The 16,927-nt window shown below is 66.2% G+C and carries 11 protein-coding genes; 8 read left to right on the top strand and 3 right to left on the bottom strand.

What is annotated here, in order from left to right:
* Positions 1–41 precede the first annotated feature (41 nt).
* Together AB4Y35_RS05810 and AB4Y35_RS05805 are read right to left on the bottom strand one after the other, a co-directional pair.
* A complete protein-coding gene (locus AB4Y35_RS05810) occupies positions 42–1,637 on the bottom strand; it encodes an ABC transporter substrate-binding protein (RefSeq protein ID WP_368703681.1) in 1,596 nt (531 codons plus the stop codon).
* A gap of 58 nt (positions 1,638–1,695) precedes the next feature.
* Positions 1,696–2,760, bottom strand: coding sequence for an ABC transporter substrate-binding protein (locus AB4Y35_RS05805; RefSeq protein ID WP_368703680.1), 1,065 nt, complete (start codon positions 2,758–2,760; stop codon positions 1,696–1,698).
* Between the two features lie 323 nt (positions 2,761–3,083).
* Between AB4Y35_RS05805 and AB4Y35_RS05800 the strand changes: the two genes are divergently transcribed.
* Positions 3,084–4,319: an acyl-CoA dehydrogenase family protein gene (locus AB4Y35_RS05800; RefSeq protein WP_368703679.1), complete on the top strand. Its 1,236-nt coding sequence runs from the start codon at positions 3,084–3,086 to the stop codon at positions 4,317–4,319.
* Between the two features lie 28 nt (positions 4,320–4,347).
* The gene (locus AB4Y35_RS05795) at positions 4,348–5,700 is read left to right on the top strand and encodes an LLM class flavin-dependent oxidoreductase (RefSeq protein ID WP_368703678.1); all 1,353 of its coding nucleotides are present in this window, start codon (positions 4,348–4,350) and stop codon (positions 5,698–5,700) included.
* A gap of 45 nt (positions 5,701–5,745) precedes the next feature.
* On the opposite strand, the gene AB4Y35_RS05790 is transcribed toward AB4Y35_RS05795, so the two are convergent.
* Positions 5,746–6,930 carry an LLM class flavin-dependent oxidoreductase gene (locus tag AB4Y35_RS05790; protein WP_368703865.1) on the bottom strand — a complete coding sequence of 395 codons (1,185 nt, stop codon included), beginning with the start codon at positions 6,928–6,930 and terminating at the stop codon, positions 5,746–5,748.
* Positions 6,931–7,240: 310 nt separating this feature from the next.
* Between AB4Y35_RS05790 and AB4Y35_RS05785 the strand changes: the two genes are divergently transcribed.
* From AB4Y35_RS05785 to AB4Y35_RS05760, 6 genes are all read left to right on the top strand, one after another.
* Positions 7,241–8,842 carry an ABC transporter substrate-binding protein gene (locus AB4Y35_RS05785; RefSeq protein ID WP_368703677.1) on the top strand — a complete coding sequence of 534 codons (1,602 nt, stop codon included), beginning with the start codon at positions 7,241–7,243 and terminating at the stop codon, positions 8,840–8,842.
* Positions 8,843–8,874: 32 nt separating this feature from the next.
* Positions 8,875–9,855, top strand: a complete 981-nt coding sequence (locus AB4Y35_RS05780) for an ABC transporter permease (RefSeq protein WP_368703864.1) — start codon at positions 8,875–8,877, stop codon at positions 9,853–9,855.
* A gap of 13 nt (positions 9,856–9,868) precedes the next feature.
* Positions 9,869–10,846 (top strand): ABC transporter permease, encoded by a 978-nt coding sequence (locus tag AB4Y35_RS05775; RefSeq protein WP_368703676.1) that lies wholly within the window; start codon positions 9,869–9,871, stop codon positions 10,844–10,846.
* Positions 10,847–10,855: 9 nt separating this feature from the next.
* The gene (locus AB4Y35_RS05770) at positions 10,856–12,568 is read left to right on the top strand and encodes a dipeptide ABC transporter ATP-binding protein (protein WP_368703675.1); all 1,713 of its coding nucleotides are present in this window, start codon (positions 10,856–10,858) and stop codon (positions 12,566–12,568) included.
* A 133-nt stretch (positions 12,569–12,701) separates the two neighbouring features.
* Entirely contained in the window at positions 12,702–13,427 is a 726-nt protein-coding gene (locus tag AB4Y35_RS05765) for a haloacid dehalogenase type II (RefSeq protein ID WP_368703674.1), read from the top strand.
* A gap of 50 nt (positions 13,428–13,477) precedes the next feature.
* Entirely contained in the window at positions 13,478–16,825 is a 3,348-nt protein-coding gene (locus AB4Y35_RS05760; RefSeq protein ID WP_368703673.1) for an adenylate/guanylate cyclase domain-containing protein, read from the top strand.
* Positions 16,826–16,927 lie beyond the last annotated feature (102 nt).

Raw genomic sequence — 16,927 nt, 5'->3', positions numbered from 1 at the left:
TAGGTTCCTTGAGTCATTCAAACAGTGCGACGCGAGCGCGCTCATCGTGACAGCCAGACATCGGCGAAACTCGCTGCCAAGCCGTCGGGTGAAATGGAGTGGTCGTGCACGCGCTTCGAGGCGAGCGTCACCCACTGCGGCGACACGAGATTCAGGTCGGGCAGATCGTGCTCCAGAATGCGCTGGATCTGCGCGAACTGCTGCTTGCGCTTCGTTTCATCGCTTTCTCGCGCGGCTTGCGCAAACAGGCCGTCGATTTGCGGGTTGCTGTAGTGCGAGCCGTTGGTGAAGGGCACGCCGGCGCGGAAGTTGTCGCTCGTGTACAAACGCGCCACGCCCACCACCGGATCGAACAGATTGCTCATGCCATTTACGGTGAAATCGAATTGCCGGTCGGTATAAACGCGCTTCAAATAGGCCGCGAGATCCTGATTGCGGATCGTCACCGCGATCCCCACGCGGGCGAGCGCCGACTTGATGTACTCGCCCGTGCGCGCGGGCAGGTCACCGATGGGCAGCGGGTCGAGCGTGAGCGCAAAGCGTATGCCGTCCGCCTTGCGCGGATAACCGGCCTCGTCGAGCAGCCGGTTGGCGCGCGCAATGTCGAACGGGTAGGGCGCGGGCGCCGCGTCGTAGTAGCGGTTCGACGGCATCAACGGACTCGCCGTGGCCGTCGCGTAGCCGTAGTAGATGACCCTGCGGATCACTTCGCGATCGATTGCCGAGGCAATCGCCTGACGCACCTTCAAGGTCTTGAGCACTGGATTGTCGAGATTGAACTCGATGCGCGCCACGCCCGCCTGAAACTCGTAGCCGCGTGTGTCGATGCCGAGCTTCGGATTGGCTTTGAGGCGGTCGAGGTCGGCGAGCGGCACGGGCGTATCGCCGCCGAGATCGACCGAGCCGTCCTCGAACGCCACCGCGCGCGCGGCCGGGTCGGCGATGATCTTCACGATGATGCGGTCCAGATACGGCTTGCCGGCGTTCCAGTAGTCGTCATTGCGCGCATATTCGATGTAGCTGCCGCGTACCCACTTGACGAAGCGAAACGGTCCGGTGCCGATGGGCGCGTTGTTGGCCGGATTGGCGAGCACGTCCTTGCCCTCGTAGAGGTGCTTCGGCAGGATCGGCGTTTCCGAAGCCGGGAACGCGCGTATCAGCCACGGCGTGGGCTCGCTGAGCGTCAGCACGACCGTATCGGGGTCTGGCGTAGCGATCGCGGTCACGTTCGCGAACGTGGTGCGCGCCCGCGGATGCACCCGTCGCAGCGTCTCGATCGACCATGCAACGTCGGCTGAAGTAAACGGCGCACCGTCGTGCCATTTCACGCCGCGCCGCAGATGAAACACATAGCGGCGGCCGCCGTGCTCGATCTCCCATGAGGTGGCGAGCAGCGGCTTGGGCTTCAGATCGAAGTCGTAGTCGAGCAAGCCTTCAATCACTTTCGGGCTGACCTTGAGGACATTCACGGCCGTTGTGGCGACATCCACGAGCGCAGTAGGCTCCGGCGTCACCACGAAATTGAGCGTGCCGCCGCGTGTTTGCGCGTGCGCGGCAACGGGTGCGGCCACGCTCGCCATGACGAGGAGCATGAGAACGACACGGCGCGGCGCCGTGCGCAGGAGGAGAGCGATCATCGGTTCGGCAACAGGCGATGGGAGAAAATGAGCGCGCTGGCAGCCAGCGCCCTTTGGGTTATCCGCCGAGCACGCCGGCACGCTGCGCGAGACGCGACAGCGCCGCCTCGAGCGGCGCCGGATCGACCCATTGCGCGAAGTCGAAATCGGCCGCGATGAAGCCGTGCTCGAAGAGAAAGCGCTTGAAGTGCGCGAGCGCGTCGAGCGCCCCGGCGTCGAGTCCGATCGCGAGTTGCCGGTGCAGGCCCGCGCCATAGGCACGCGTCACCCAGTGCTCGGCAGTCCGCACTTCGCGGGCGACATAGCGCGTGACGTCGCCGGGATGCGCGCCGGCCCACGCGGCCACGTCGAGCGTACGTGCGAGCACGCGTTCGACGAGGTCGGGACGCTCGCGCAGGAGTTGCGCATCGACCGTGAGCGGGCGCGGCGTACCGTTGTTCGCGTGCGCACGCCGGTCGGGATGCGCGCTGCTGTCGACCAGCACGCGCGCGCCGAGCACGTTGGCAATGTCGAGTCCGGTCGCGCCCTTCACGAACACCACGTCGGCTTCGCCGCGCAGCAGCGCCGCCGCCTCGCGCGAGAATTCGTGAGCGCGCTGCGCATCGAGCCACTCGGCAAGCGGTGCGGATGCGTCGGGCTTTGCGTGGGCGAGGCCACGGGGCGCATGCGGCAGATCGACCAACTCGACGTCGGCAGGCGCGACGTCGATGGCTTCGAGCAGCGTATGCAGGCCACGCAGTGCCGTGGCGCGATGAAAATCGACTACTTCGCCGGCGGTATTGATCGGTAATCCGAACCGACGCCCCGAGAGCGAGGCGCGCGTGGGCGTGAGGTGCGGATCGAGCGTGATGAGCGCCTGAAACTCATCGACCCAGCTCACGCCGATGAGCCGTGTATCGCTGCCTTGCGCCCGCGCCCATAGCGCCGGAATGTTGCCGCCCTGACGAAACGACCACGGCTGCGCATGCGTGAAATGCGAGCGGCGGATGGCCGGGTCGTCGGCGTCCTGCAATGCCTTCACTTCGATGCCGTCGGCGGCGAATTCGTCCTGCAACAATCCTTGCTGCGCGGCAATGCCGAATGGCGTCGGCGCAGGGCAACGGGTGTACCAGAGCAGCGTCATGAAGATTCCTCGGTCGCGAACAGCGCATCGCGCAGAACCTCTGCGCGGACGGCATGGAGCAATCGATTATCGGCAAGCGCTTGCCGCGAGGTCAAAGAACGAATCGTGAAATAGGTCCACGCGCGATGGTGATTTGCTTTGGTCGCAATGTCGCGCTGTCCAATTGCGCGAACTGCAGGCCAACGCAGAGATGCGAATAACAAAATGCGAATTCGGTGTTTAGTCGCGCGCAATGCGCTCCCTATACTTTTCCCTTTGGCAAAACGCCTCGTGGCCGCCCGGGAATCGAAATAATTCGCGGGCCTGACAAAAAGGAAAACGCAATGTCCGCTCTTCCCACTCAACTTCCGGTGCGCGCTCGCGCGGCCGGTTTATCGTTGCAGGATGCGCTCGCAGACTTGCCATCTCTCGCCAATGAAATCGGCAAAGACGCGGCCGCGCGCGAAGGGCGCCGCGAATTACCCTTCGAGGGCTTCGACGCATTCCGGCGCTCGGGGCTGGGACGCCTTCGGCTGCCGGTGGAATGGGGCGGCCTGGGCGGCTCGCTCGTGGACGAATTCGACGTGATCACCACGTTGGCCGCGGCAGACAGCAATCTCGCGCACGCGCTGCGCATTCACTACGATCAGACCGAAGCGCTTTTGCTGTCGGCGCGCACGCCATTCAACGATTTGCAGATCCAGCGCGTGATCGACGGCGCCATTTTCGGGGGCGCCTCGACCGAGCTGGGTACGTCACGGCCCGGCGAATACACCACGGCGCTCAGGCGCGACGGCGAGCATTACCGGCTCGACGGCCGCAAATACTATTCGACCGGTACGGCCTTTTCCGACTATGCACGCCTGAGCGTGCTCAACGACGAGGGCCAGCCCGTGGTGGCGATCGTGCCGGTGCGGCGCGAAGGGCTCACGGTGCTCGACGACTGGGACGGCATGGGGCAACGCATGACGGCGAGCGGCAGTCTCGTGTTCGAAAACCTGCTGGTGCGCGCCGACGAGATCACGGAACGCGGCCTGGCCACGCTCGCCGGCCGTCATGGCGGCGCGCTGCGGCAACTCCACCTCGTCGCGGTGGCCGCGGGCATCGTTCGCAACGTGGTCGCGGACGCGAGGCACTACGTGCTGGAGCATGGGCGCCCCGTCCTGCACAGCACGGCGCCCTCCGCGCGCGAGGATGCCTTCATTCAGCAGGTCATCGGCACGCTCTCCGCGCACAGCCATGCGATCGACGCGCTGGTGCGCGAGAACGCCCGCACGCTCGATCGGTCGGCGCAGGCGATCCGCGCGGGTGCGCCGGACGCCGATCAGCTCGTGCTGGAAGGCGCACTGGCGACGGCGCGCACGCAGCTCGTGGTGAGCAAGCTGGCGCTCGAAGCCGCCGAGCGCCTGTTCGAAGCCGGCGGGGCGTCGGCCACTTCGCGCGCGCACAATTTCGACCGGCACTGGCGCAACCTGCGCACGATCTTCAGTCACAACCCGCTGCTGCACAAGGCGCGCGTGGTGGGCGACTACGCCTTGAACGGCGTGACGACGCACCTCACCGAAGGCCGCGTGTTCTGAAACCGATGATCCAGGGAGAGTCCAAACGATGAGCCGGATTTCGTCGCGCCGCCTGCATTTGAACGTCAATATCCTGCATTCGGGCTTCGTGCCCTCGGCGTGGCGTCTTGCCGACGCCGATCCTCGCGCATTCGTGGACGTTGCGCACTATGTACGGGTCGCGCAACTTGCGGAACGCGCGAAGTTCGATGCGGTCTTTCTCGCCGACAACGCGGCGATCATCGACCAGATCGACTTCCGTCCGATCACGGCGCTCGAGCCCACGGTGCTGCTCGCCAGCATTGCGGCGGCGACCACGCACATCGGCGTGATCGGCACGGCCTCGACGAGCTACAACGAGCCCTACAACATCGCGCGCCGCTTCGCCACGCTCGATCATGTCAGTCGTGGCCGTGCGGGCTGGAATGTCGTGACGACGGCCGATTTGCCGTCGGCGCGCAATTTCGGCCACGACACGGTGCCCGATCACGCGCAGCGCTATGCGCGGGCCGCGGAGTTCACGGAACTCGTCAAGGCCCTCTGGGACAGCTGGGACGACGACGCCTTCATCGGCGACAAGGCGAGCGGCCGCTTCATCGACGCGACGAAGGTGCGGCCGGTCGCGCATGAAGGGCGCTTTTTCAGGGTGCAGGGGCCGCTGAATCTTCCGCGTGCGCCACAAGGTCATCCTGTCGTCGTGCAGGCGGGCGGATCGGGCGATGGCCGCGATCTCGCGGCGCGTCACGCCGAGGCTGTATTTTCTGCTTCGCAATCGTTCGAGGAATCGGTAGCGTATCGGCGCGACCTCAATGCGCGCGCCGCAGCGTACGGGCGCACGCAGGGCGTGCAGGTGCTCGCGGGCCTCACGACCATTATCGGCGCGACCGAGGCCGAGGCGCTGCGGCGCCGCGACGAACTCGTCGAGCAGATTCCGTGGCGCTACAGCCTCACGCGCCTCGCCGGTACACTGGGCCTGTCGCCCGATCAGCTCGACCTCGACGCGCGCCTGCCGGAGCACCTCGCGCTACCGCACGGCGGCAACGGCAATCACACGTTCTTCCATGCCACGATCGCCGAGGCACGGCGAGGCGGCCATACGGTGCGTGAGTTGATCCGCGCGCTCGCGGGTGGCGGCGGGCATCGCGTGATCGTCGGGACACCTGAGCAGATCGCCGACGATATCGAGCACTGGTTCAAGGGCGAGGCCGCCGACGGCTTCAACCTCATGCCAGACGCGCTGCCGGACGGGCTGGAGGCGTTCGTGAACGGCGTGGTGCCGATCCTGCAACGGCGTGGGCTCTTTCGAACCGGATACGAAGGCAATACGTTGCGCTCGCATCTCGGGCTCGAGCGGCCGGGCGTGGGCGCGGCGGCGATCGGCTCGGAGCTTCAGCGCGCCTGATGTGCGGCGTTGCGCGGCGCGCTGCGGGCGCCGCAACGACACGATTCAGCGGCGCAGGCCAGCCTCGTGCAGCAGCGGCAGCACACGCTCGCCGAAAAAGTCGAGGTCGGGCTGAAAATCGTAGAAACTCAGTTGCACGCCGTCGATGCCTGCCGCGTGAAGCTTGATGATCTTGTCGGCCACCTCTTCAGGCGAGCCCACGATCGCGATGTTGCCGCCCACCGCGCGTGAGGCCGCCTTCGCGCGATCCTCGAAACCGCCGCGCCATGCATGCGCGTCGCTGTCGAAGCGGTGAAAGCTTCCCTCATCGGCGTGCGCGACGATCGCGTCGTGATAGGCGCGCGCCTCGGCGGACGTCTCGCGGCAGATCACCATCGGATTGATCAGCGTGCGTACCTGGCGCCCATATGCGCGCGCCGCGGCTTTCACGCGCGCGGTGTGCGCGGGCAGCGCTTCGAGCGCGCGATCGATCTGCGGTCCCGCCGGGCTCGTGATGAACACCGCGTCCGAGTAGCGCGCGGCGAAGTCGATCCCCGCGTCGGAGCCCGTCGCATTGATGAGGAGCGGGCGCCCATAGCGCGGCTTGGGGGTGACGTACGCGCCTTGCAGGCGCCAGCCCGAAAGTTCCGGCTCGAAACTGAAGTTGTCCGGTTGCGCCCACAACTGCTGCACGGCGTCGAGGAATTCGGCGGCCATCTCATAGCGCCGGTCGTGCTCGATGCGGTTCCAGCCAAACATCTCGTGCTCGACGGCGCGGTGCCCCGTGACCACGTTGATGCCCCAGCGTCCGCGCGAGATGTGGTCGAGCGTGGCCGTGAACTTCGCGAAGTGCAGCGGGTGCCATGGCCCGTAGAGCACATGGGTCGTGGCGGCCAGGATGATGCGCTCGGTGCGCGCGGTCAGCGCCGCGAGCGTCATGAACGAGTCGAGCGCATGGCCGTCGAACACGCCGCCATAGCCGCCTTTCGGCAGCCATTGCGACAGGGCGAAGACGAGATCGAACCCGAGCGCTTCGCACGTCTGCACCAGTGCGGCGTTGTAGTCGAACGACCAGTCCGTGCCGCGCGGCAGCGTCGATGCGCTCCATCCGCCAGCCTGAATCGGCAGGAACAGCCCCAGCATGAGCGGCTGCGCGAATGCGCGCGCCACGGGGCTATCGGAAAAGGCGGCGGGGGAGGCGACGGGCACAAAGGGCGTCGATGCAACAGCAGATGTGCGCGGCTCGGCCACGGGAATTTCACTCAAGACAGACACCCCTGGAAGTTCGTTGCGGCGCCTGGCGCCGTGCTGGTCGATCGGTCAATCCACCGATTAAACACGTGCGGCACGCGAATAACAAAGAAGCTTTTCTGCTTTCCAATTGCGTTGTCGCGCTTCAGCTTCGACGCGCCGGGTCATATGAATAGCAGCATCGCTTGGTTAGCGCACGAGGAGGCGGTTGCTACGATTGCAGCACTGTCGCCACGGCGCGAATTTCCCGGCTCTCGCAGATCGCAACGTTTAGCCGCTCGTAGCCTCATAGATATCGGAACGCATCAGCATGTCACGTTTGACCCGTCGTGAATTTCTCATTGCAGGCGGCGCGGCCGCCGCAGCCGCGGGGTTGCCCGCGCTTGCCCGCGCCCAGGGCGCCATCGCGCGCAAACGCGGCGGCACGTTGAACGTGCTGATCAATCCTGAGCCGCCCGTGCTGGTGTCGATCTTCCAGACCACGGGACCCGCGCTCGCCGCAAGCTCGAAGGTGCTGGAAGGACTCCTTGCTTACGACTTCGACCTGAAGCCGCAACCGCAACTGGCCACCGCCTGGAGCGTGAGCCCCGACGGTCTGCGTTACACGTTCAAGCTGCGTCAGAACGTGCGCTGGCACGATGGCCAGCCGTTCACTTCCGCGGACGTGGCGTTTTCGGTCGAATTGCTCAAAGCGATTCACCCGCGCGGACGCAGTACCTTTGCGAACGTGACGAAGGTGCAGACGCCCGACGCCAGCACGGCCATCATCGAACTGTCGAAGCCCGCGCCATTTCTGCTCAAGGCGCTTTCGGCGGGCGAGTCGCCGATCGTGCCGAAGCACCTGTACGCCACGGGCGACCCGCTCACGAACCCGCACAACAACGCGCCAATTGGCACCGGGCCTTTTCGCTTCAAGTCGTGGACGCGCGGCGCGAGCATTGTCTACGAGCGCAATCCCGGCTACTGGGACGCGGGCAAGCCGTATATCGATGCGCTCGTCTACAAGGTCATTCCCGATCCGGCCGCGCGCTCGGCGGCGTTCGAAACCGGCGCGCTCGATCTGGGCGGCGAGAACCCCGTGCCGCTCACCGACCTGCCGCGCCTCACGCAATTGCCGCAGCTCGTGACCGAAACGCGTGGCTATCGCTTCCTCGAGCCTCTGGCCGAGATCGATTTCAATCTCGATCATCCGGTGCTGAAAGACTCGCGCGTGCGCCAGGCCATCGCGCATGCAATCAACGCGCAGGTCGTGCAAAAGACCGTGGCCTACGGTTATGCGGACGTCTCGCCCACGCCCATTACGCCCGCCTCGCCGTATCACGATGCGCAGATCACGCCCTATGCGTTCGACCCGCACGCGGCCGAGGCGCTGCTCGATGCGGCAGGCAAGCCGCGCGGCGCGGATGGCATACGCTTCAAGCTGACGCATGACTACCTTCCGTACGGCGACATGTACCAGCGCCAGGCCGGCTACGTGAAATCGGCGCTCGCGCGCGTGGGCATCGATGTCACGGTGCGCTCGCAGGATCTGCCGTCGTTCCTCAAGCGTGTCTACGCCGATCGCCAGTTCGATTTCACGAGCATCGGCGTCAACACGCTGTTCGATCCGGCCGTGGGCGTGCAGCGCCTGTACTGGTCGAAGAATATCCGCCCCGGCGTGCCGTTCTCGAATGCGCCGCACTATAGCAGCGCGGAAGCGGATCGTCTGCTCGAAGCGGCGTCGGTCGAAATCGACGAAAGCCGCCGCGTGAGCCTCTACAAACAGTTCCAGCAGACCGTGTACCGCGATCTGCCGATCCTCAATCTCGTCGCGCCGCGCATGGTTACGCTCGCCAACCGGCGCGTGCACGATCACACGGTGAGCGCACAGGGCCTGGAAGGCAACTTCGCCGACGTCTGGCTGAGCGCCTGAGCGCGCATCGCAACCCTCGAAGGAGCCCGATGATGAGCCGCAGTGCCCGCTGGCAAACGATCCTGCGCCGCACCGCCTGGCAAGCGCTGCCGACGGTGCTGGGCATCGTGATCCTCAACTTCTTCCTGCTCAAGCTGATGCCGGGCGACGCCGCCGACGTGATTGCCGGCGAAGCCGGCTCCGCGACGACGGAAACGATGACGATGCTGCGCGCGAAGTTCGGGCTCGACCAGCCCTTGCTCGTGCAGCTCGCGACGTATCTGAAGCATCTCGCGCATTTCAGTCTTGGCTATTCGCCACGCTACGACATGCCCGTGATGCAGCTGATTCTTTCGCGCTTGCCCAATACCTTGCTGCTGATGGGCGTGGCGCTCACGCTCGCGCTCGTCGCCGGCGTGGTGCTCGGCGCCGTGATGGCGCACTGGGCCGGCAAGTGGCCCGACCGCGTGCTGTCGGTGTTCGCGCTGCTGTTCTATTCGACGCCTGGTTTCTGGATCGGCCTGCTCGCCATCATTCTGTTCGCGGTCCGGCTAGGGTGGCTGCCGAGCGGCGGCAACGTCACGATCGGCGCGGACCTGCACGGCTTCGCCTACGCCGCCGATGTCGCGAGGCACGTATTGCTGCCCGCGGCGACACTCGCCACGTTCTTCGTCGCGATCTACGCCCGCATTACGCGTGCCGCGATGATCGAAGTGCAGCGCCAGGACTTCGTGCGCACGGCGCAGGCCAAAGGTCTGCATCCGTGGCGCGTGACGTTGCGGCACGTGCTGCGTAACGCGCTGATGCCGCTCACCACGCTCGTGGGGCTGCATTTCGGCACGCTGCTCGGCGGCGCGGCGGTGACGGAGACGGTGTTCAGCTGGCCGGGGCTGGGCCGCCTGGCGCTCGACGCGGTGCTGGCGCGCGACTTCAGCGTGCTGCTGGGTGTGCTGCTGCTGTCGTCGCTGCTCGTCATCGCCGCGAACGTCGTGGTCGATCTGCTGCAGGCGTGGCTCGATCCGCGCGTAGGCTAACGGAGGAACCTCAATGAGTATCGAATCGCCGGATCTGCCGGTTGACGCACGACGTGCAGCCGCGCGCCAGGGTTCGCCGTGGCGGCGTCAGTTGACGTTCGCGCTGCTCGGCCGCCGCGGCGCCGAGCGCGACCGTGCACCCACACGGCGCGCCGGGCACGCCTTCTGGCGCGCGCTGCTGCGCAACCCTTCGGCCTGCGCCGGCCTCGCGCTGCTCGCGGCATTCGTCGTGCTCGCCGTGCTCGCGCCGCGCCTCTACCCGGGCGACCCGCTCGACATGGTGGGCGGACCGTTCGAATGGCCGGGCAGCGACCCGCAATTCTGGCTGGGCACCGATTCGCTCGGGCGCGACGTAGCGGCCGGCATCGCGCATGGCGCGCGCGTTTCGCTGCTGATCGGCGCAGCCTCGGCTGGCATCGGACTCGTGATCGGCACACTCGTGGGCGCCATCGGCGGCTATTTCGGCGGCCTCGTCGACGACGCGCTGGTGCGTCTCACCGAGCTGTTCCAGACCGTACCGTCCTTTCTGCTCGTGATCGTGCTCGTGGCGATCGGGCGGCCCAACGTGGTAGTGATCGCGCTCGCCATCGGCATCGCCTCGTGGCCCACGGTCGCGCGGATCGTGCGTGCGGAATTCCGCACGCTGCGGCGCTCGGACTTCGTGCTCGCGGCGCGCAGCCAGGGGTTCAGCAACACGCGCATCATCTTCGGCGAAATCCTGCCCAATGCGCTGCCGCCCGTGATCGTCACGGCTTCGGTGATGGTGGCGAGCGCGATCCTGATCGAATCGTCGCTGTCGTTCCTCGGCATGGGCGACCCCAATGTCATGAGCTGGGGGGCGATGATCGGCGCCGGACGCGATTCGCTGCGCACGGCGTGGTATCTCACGGCGATTCCCGGTGCCGCCATCGTGCTCGCGGTGCTCGCCCTCAATCTGCTCGGCGACGGCCTGACCGAGGCCCTCAATCCGCGCCAGCGGCAACGCCCCTAAAGGTGCCATGTGAGCCAACTGCTTGAAGTGCGCGATCTGCGCGTGAGTTTCGGGGCGCACGAAGCGGTGCGCGGCATGAGCTTCGACATCGCGGCGGGCGAGACGCTCGCGCTGGTGGGCGAGTCGGGCAGCGGCAAGTCCGCCACGGCGCTCTCGCTCATGCAGCTCGTTCCCGAGCCGGGACGCGTCACGGGTAGCGTGCGCTTCGAAGGGCGCGAGCTGCTGGGCCTGCCGCCGAGGGCGGTGCGCGAGTTGCGCGGCCAACAGATCTCGATGATCTTTCAGGAGCCGATGACCTCGCTGAATCCCGTGCTCAGCGTGGGCGCGCAGATCGTGGAGACGCTGCGCCAGCACGAAGCGCTGTCACGCCGGGCCGCTCGCGCGCGCGCCGTCGAACTGCTCGATCTCGTGCGCATTGCCGAGCCGCAGCGCCGCTTCGACGACTACCCGCACGAGCTATCGGGCGGCCAGCGGCAGCGCGTGATGATCGCGATGGCCGTGGCGTGCCGCCCGCGTCTGCTGATCGCCGACGAACCTACGACCGCGCTCGACGTCACGATCCAGGCACGCATTCTCGAACTGCTCGACGCGCTGCGCCGCGAGCTGTCGATGTCGCTCCTGCTGATCACGCACGACCTGGGCGTCGTGGCCGATCATGCGGACCGCGTGGCGGTGATGCTGGCCGGGCGCAAGGTCGAGGAAGCGCCAACGGCGGAGCTCTTCGCGCGCCCGCGCCACGCCTATACGCGAGGGCTGCTGGGCGCTTCGCTCAACCTCGCCGATGATCTGCACTACCGCGCGTGGACCTTGCCGGAAATCCGCCACACGGCACCGGCCGATCGCGTGGATCGGGCCGGCGAGGAGGCGGGCTTCGCGGTGGTGCCGCGCAGGGTGCCGGAGCGTACGGCTTCGAACCTTCAGGCGACGGACGCCGCGCCGCTGCTCGCGGTGCGCGACCTGCGCGTGGCGTACCCGCAGCGCCATGGCGCGCCGGCGCTGCACGCCGTCGACGGCGTCTCGTTCGATATCGGCCGCGGCGAGTCGGTCGGGCTCGTGGGCGAGTCGGGCTGCGGCAAGTCCACGCTTTCGCGCGCGATCATGCGCCTCGTGCCGGTTGCGGGCGGCGCGATCGCGCTTGACGGCACCGAGCTCGTCCCGCTCGGCGAGCGCGCGTTGCGGCCATTGCGGCGCCAGGTGCAGATGGTCTTTCAGGATCCCTATGCGTCGCTGAACCCGCGTCGCACCGTGGGCGATATTCTCGAAACCGTGCTGGCCGTGAACGGGGTTGGCGACGCGGCGACGCGCCGTGCGCGTGTACGCTCGGCGCTCGAGCGCGTGGGACTTCCCGCGGCGGCGCTCGCACGCTTTCCACACGAATTCTCGGGCGGGCAGCGTCAGCGCATCGGCATTGCGCGCGCGCTCGTGCTCGAACCCGCATTGCTGATCTGCGACGAGCCGGTATCGGCGCTGGACGTCTCGATCCAGGCGCAAATCCTCAATCTGCTCGTCGAACTCAAGCGCGAGCTGGGGCTGTCCATGCTCTTCATTTCGCACGATCTTTCGGTCGTGCGCTACGTCGCCGACCGTGTGCACGTGATGCAACAGGGCAAGATCGTCGAAAGCGGCGACCATCAGGACATCTGGCGAGCGCCGCGCCACCCGTATACGCGAGCGCTGCTCGCCGCGATTCCAGGGCGAGAGCAGGAGGCCGAAGCGGCCTGAGGGGCGCAGAGTAGTGGCGCGACAGTCAACGCGAATCCGGTTTGAGTGCTTCAATGTGTATTGCGCCGCCTTGGCCGCCTGGCCGAGGCGGTTCATCATGCCGTGCTCCGATCCACTCCCGAATCTGGCCCCTATGACGAACCGTACGGAAATCAAGGCCCTCGTATTCGACGTCTTCGGCACCGTCGTGGACTGGCGAAGCGGCGTCGCGAGGGAGGCCGCCGCTTTTCTGCAGCGCCACGCTCCGCACCTCGACGCGTTCGCGTTCGCCGACGCCTGGCGACGCGAATATTCGCCTTCCATGGAGGAAATCCGCAGCGGACGCCGGCCCTACGTGCGCCTCGACGTTCTGCATCGCGAGAACCTCGTGAAGGTGCTGGCGCATAGCGGTATAGCCGGCGTGACGGACGCGGGGATCGACGAACTCAACCTGGCCTGGCATCGTCTCGATCCGTGGCCCGATTCAGTCGAGGCGCTGAATCGCCTGAAACGTCGCTTCATCATCGCCCCGTTGTCGAACGGCAACATCCGGCTCATGGTGGATATCGCGAGGCGCGCCGGCCTGCCATGGGACGCGATTCTCGGCGCCGAAGTGGTGCGCGCTTACAAGCCCTCGCCGCAGGTGTACACCGAAACGGCCGACATTTTGGGTCTCGCGCCCGCCGAACTGTGCCTCGTCGCGGCGCACAACGGCGACCTGGCCGCGGCGCGCCGGCTCGGGCTTTCGACCGCTTTCGTCGTGCGGCCGACCGAGCACGGTCCCGATCAGAAAACGGACCTGAAGGCGGAACAGGCGTGGGATTTCGTGGTGGACGACTTGAATGAGCTTGCGAGTCGGCTTGATGCCTCGATCGATTGAGCTTTTAATGGTAGTTGCCATGGAGGGCGTCTCTCGAGATCAGGGGCCATATGCGCTGCACAAATTGTGGCTTCGAATGCCGCGAGGGCGCGAGATTTTGCGAGCAGTGCGGCACCATCGTCGCTCATACGCCGTCGCTGCGCTCTCCTGCCGATTACACGCCTTCGCACCTCGCCGAGCAGATCCACGCCGCGCAGGCGGCCCTCGAAGCGCGCGGCAAGGCCGTCAGCGAACGTAAGACCATTACCGCGTTGTTTGCGGACATGGCCGGTTCGACGGCACTCATCTACGGCCTCGATCCGGAAGAGGCGCATCGGCTGATTGCTCCCGTCCTCGACCTGATGATGGAGGCCGTTCACCATTACGAGGGCTTCGTAGCGAAACTGCTCGGCGACGGCATTCTCGCCCTGTTCGGCGCGCCGATCGCGCACGAGGATCATCCGCAGCGAGCGCTCTACGCGGCGCTCAGAATGCAGCAGGCGATGCGCCGTCATAGCGACCGCATTCGCCTCGAGCGTGGCATTCCCTTGCAGATCCGGGTGGGGGTCCACACCGGCGAGGTCCTCATGCGGTCCATCCACAAGAACGACCTGCAAGCGGACTATGACCCGGTCGGCAACACGATCCACATCGCCTCGCGCATGGAGGCCATTGCGACCCCGGCATCGATCCTGGTAAGCCAGTCCACCTACAGGCTGACCGAGGGCTATTTCGAGTTCAAGGCCTTGGGGCAGACACAGGTGAAAGGCGTGGCCGAACCGCTGGCTGTGTACGAGGTGCAGGGGCCGGGCGCGCTGCGCACGCGTCTTCAGGTGGCCGAGCGGCGCGGGTTGGCCCGGTTCGTCGGACGCGCGCCCGAACTCGCATCGTTGCGCAGGGCACTCGACGCGACGCGCGCCGGGCAATGCAGCATCGTCGGCGTGGTCGGCGAAGCGGGCGTGGGGAAATCGAGGCTCTTTCACGAGTTCAAACGTTCGGCGCTCACAGGCTGCCTCGTGGTGGAGACGTTTTCGGTCTCGCACGGCAAGTCGTTCGCGTATTTGCCGCTCATCGAATTACTGAAGAACTACTTTCAGATCATCGCGGAAGACGACGAACGGCGATGCCGCGAAAAGGTGACGGGCCGGGTGCTGTCCCTCGAACGCAATCTCGAGGACGGTGTGCCGTACCTGCTCCATCTGCTTGCGATCGGCGAACCCGGTCCGGCTCTCGCGCAAATGGATTCGCAAATCCGGCGCGATCGCACGTTCGACGCGATCACACGACTCTTCGTGCGCGAAAGCGCGAACGAGCCCGTCGTCCTGGTGTTCGAGGACTTGCAGTGGCTCGACAGCGAGACGCAGGCCTTCCTTGCTTGCTTCGTCGAGCGCGTATCGAGTGCGCACCTTCTGTTGCTGCTGAACTATCGCCCGGAGTATCGGCATGACTGGGCGGACCGCACCCGGTATGCGCAACTGCAGCTGGACCCGCTGGATCGTGCCGATGCGCAGGGGCTCATCAGTGCGCTCCTTGGCGACGACCGGACGCTCGCGGGCGTCAAGCAGCACGTGCTCGACAAAACGGAAGGCAATCCGTTCTTTATTGAAGAAGTCGTGCAAACCCTGGCCGAGGAACGCGTGCTCGTGGGGGAACCCGGCCACTACCGGATGGAAGCGGCGCCGGCCGAGCTTCATATCCCGACCACGGTGCAGGGCGTGCTCGCGTCGCGTATCGATCGGCTGCTGGCCGCAGACAAGGATCTGTTGCAGACGCTCGCGGTAATCGGGAAGACGTTCCCGGCCAATCTCGTCCAGTGTGTCGTCGACCTGTCCGACGACGCGCTGCACGCGAGCTTGTCACGTCTGGAAGCGGGGGAGTTCATTTACGAGCAGCCCGCATTTCCCGCGGTGGAATATGGCTTCAAGCATGCGTTGACGCAGGAAGTGGCGGGCGGCTCGATGCCTGCCGAGCGTCGCCGGCTGCTGCACGAACGCATCGGTCAGGCGATCGAGGCGCTGTTCCATGGACGTCTCAAGGACTACTGGAACGAACTCGCGCATCACTACAGCCTCAGCGGCAACGTACCGAAAGCGGTCGAGTATCTGCACCGTGCCGGTCAACAGGCATGGCAGCGCTCGGCGAACGCCGAGGCGCTTCGCCAGCTCGGCCTCGCGCTGGATCTGCTCGCAGGCCTGCCCGATACGCCCGAACGCGCCGACCGGGAGCTCGCGTTGCGGCTCGCCATCGGGCCCGTCTTGATGGCCACGAGGGGTTGGGCCTCGCGCGACGTGGAGGCGACCTATTCACGCGCGCTGGAACTGTGCAGGCAGGCGGGGCAATCGCCGCATCTGTTCCGCGCGCAAACCGGGCTGCGGATGTTTTATCAGTTGAGCGCCGAATATAAAACCGCCCGGGAAATCGCGGAGCGCCTGCTCGAACTGGCAGAGCGCGCGGAGAATCCCACGCAAGTCATGGAAGCGCACTATCTGCTCGGCATGAGCCTGTTCAGGCTCGGTGAGCTTCCCTCCGCGCATGCCTACCTTGCCGGCCTCGGGAAGGCATCGTTGCTGCAGGACGGCGGACAACTCGATGAGGAAGTCTTCGCGCACGGGCGGGATCCGCGAAGCGTGGGCGAGGGCAGCCTCGCCCTCGTTCTCTGGCATATGGGCTACCCGGACGGGGCGTTAAGACATGCCGAACAAGCGCTCACTCGCGCCCGTTCGCTAAAGGATCTGGTCAGCCTCGGGCAAACGCTCATTTTCAAGGCCGAGCTTCATCAATTGCGTCGCGAGGCCGCGCAAACGCGGGCCTGCGCCGAGGCCGCCATCGCCCTTGCGACGGAGCAAGGCTTTCCCATGATTCTCGCGTGGGCGACCATGCTCCACGGCTGGGCGCTAGCGGAGGCAGGGAAAAAGGAAGAGGGTATTGCGCAAGTGCGCCAGGGCCTCGCCGACTATGAAGCGACGGGCGCGCGCCTTGGCCGCTCGTACTTTCTGGCGTTGTTGTGCGAAACCTATGCAAGGGCGGGTTTGCGCGACGCCGCGCACCATGCGCTGTCCGAGGCAATCTCGGCTTGCGAAACGTCGGACGAACGGTATCACGAGCCCGAGTTGTCCCGCCTAAAAGGCGAGTTGTCGCTGCTTCCGGCGGGTCTTTCCTCCGTGGCGGCCGCGCAGCGCGATGCGGCGCAGGCGAGTTTCAGCGAAGCCCTCGCAACGGCTCGCCGCCGGGGAGCCAGATCGCTCGAACTTCGTGCGGCGTCGAGCCTGGCGGCGCTTCTTGGGCAAGCGGGAAGCACCGTTGCAGCCCGGCAGACACTCGCTCCGGTTTATGACGCGTTCACGGAAGGTTTCGGCACGGCAGACCTGCGAGAGGCCAGGGAATTGCTCGACACGCTCGCCTCGAGCATGAATCGATGATCGCCTGTGTTTGCGCGCCGGCGCGGCGTAGCGGGAAAGCACGCGGGCAGGCAGACACTGAAGCGTCTGCCTGCCCGTGCTCAGAGCGCCGCTGGCGCGGCG

The organism is Paraburkholderia sp. EG286A, from assembly GCF_040965375.1.
GTDB lineage: Bacteria > Pseudomonadota > Gammaproteobacteria > Burkholderiales > Burkholderiaceae > Paraburkholderia.
This window is presented reverse-complemented; position numbering and strand designations above follow the sequence as displayed.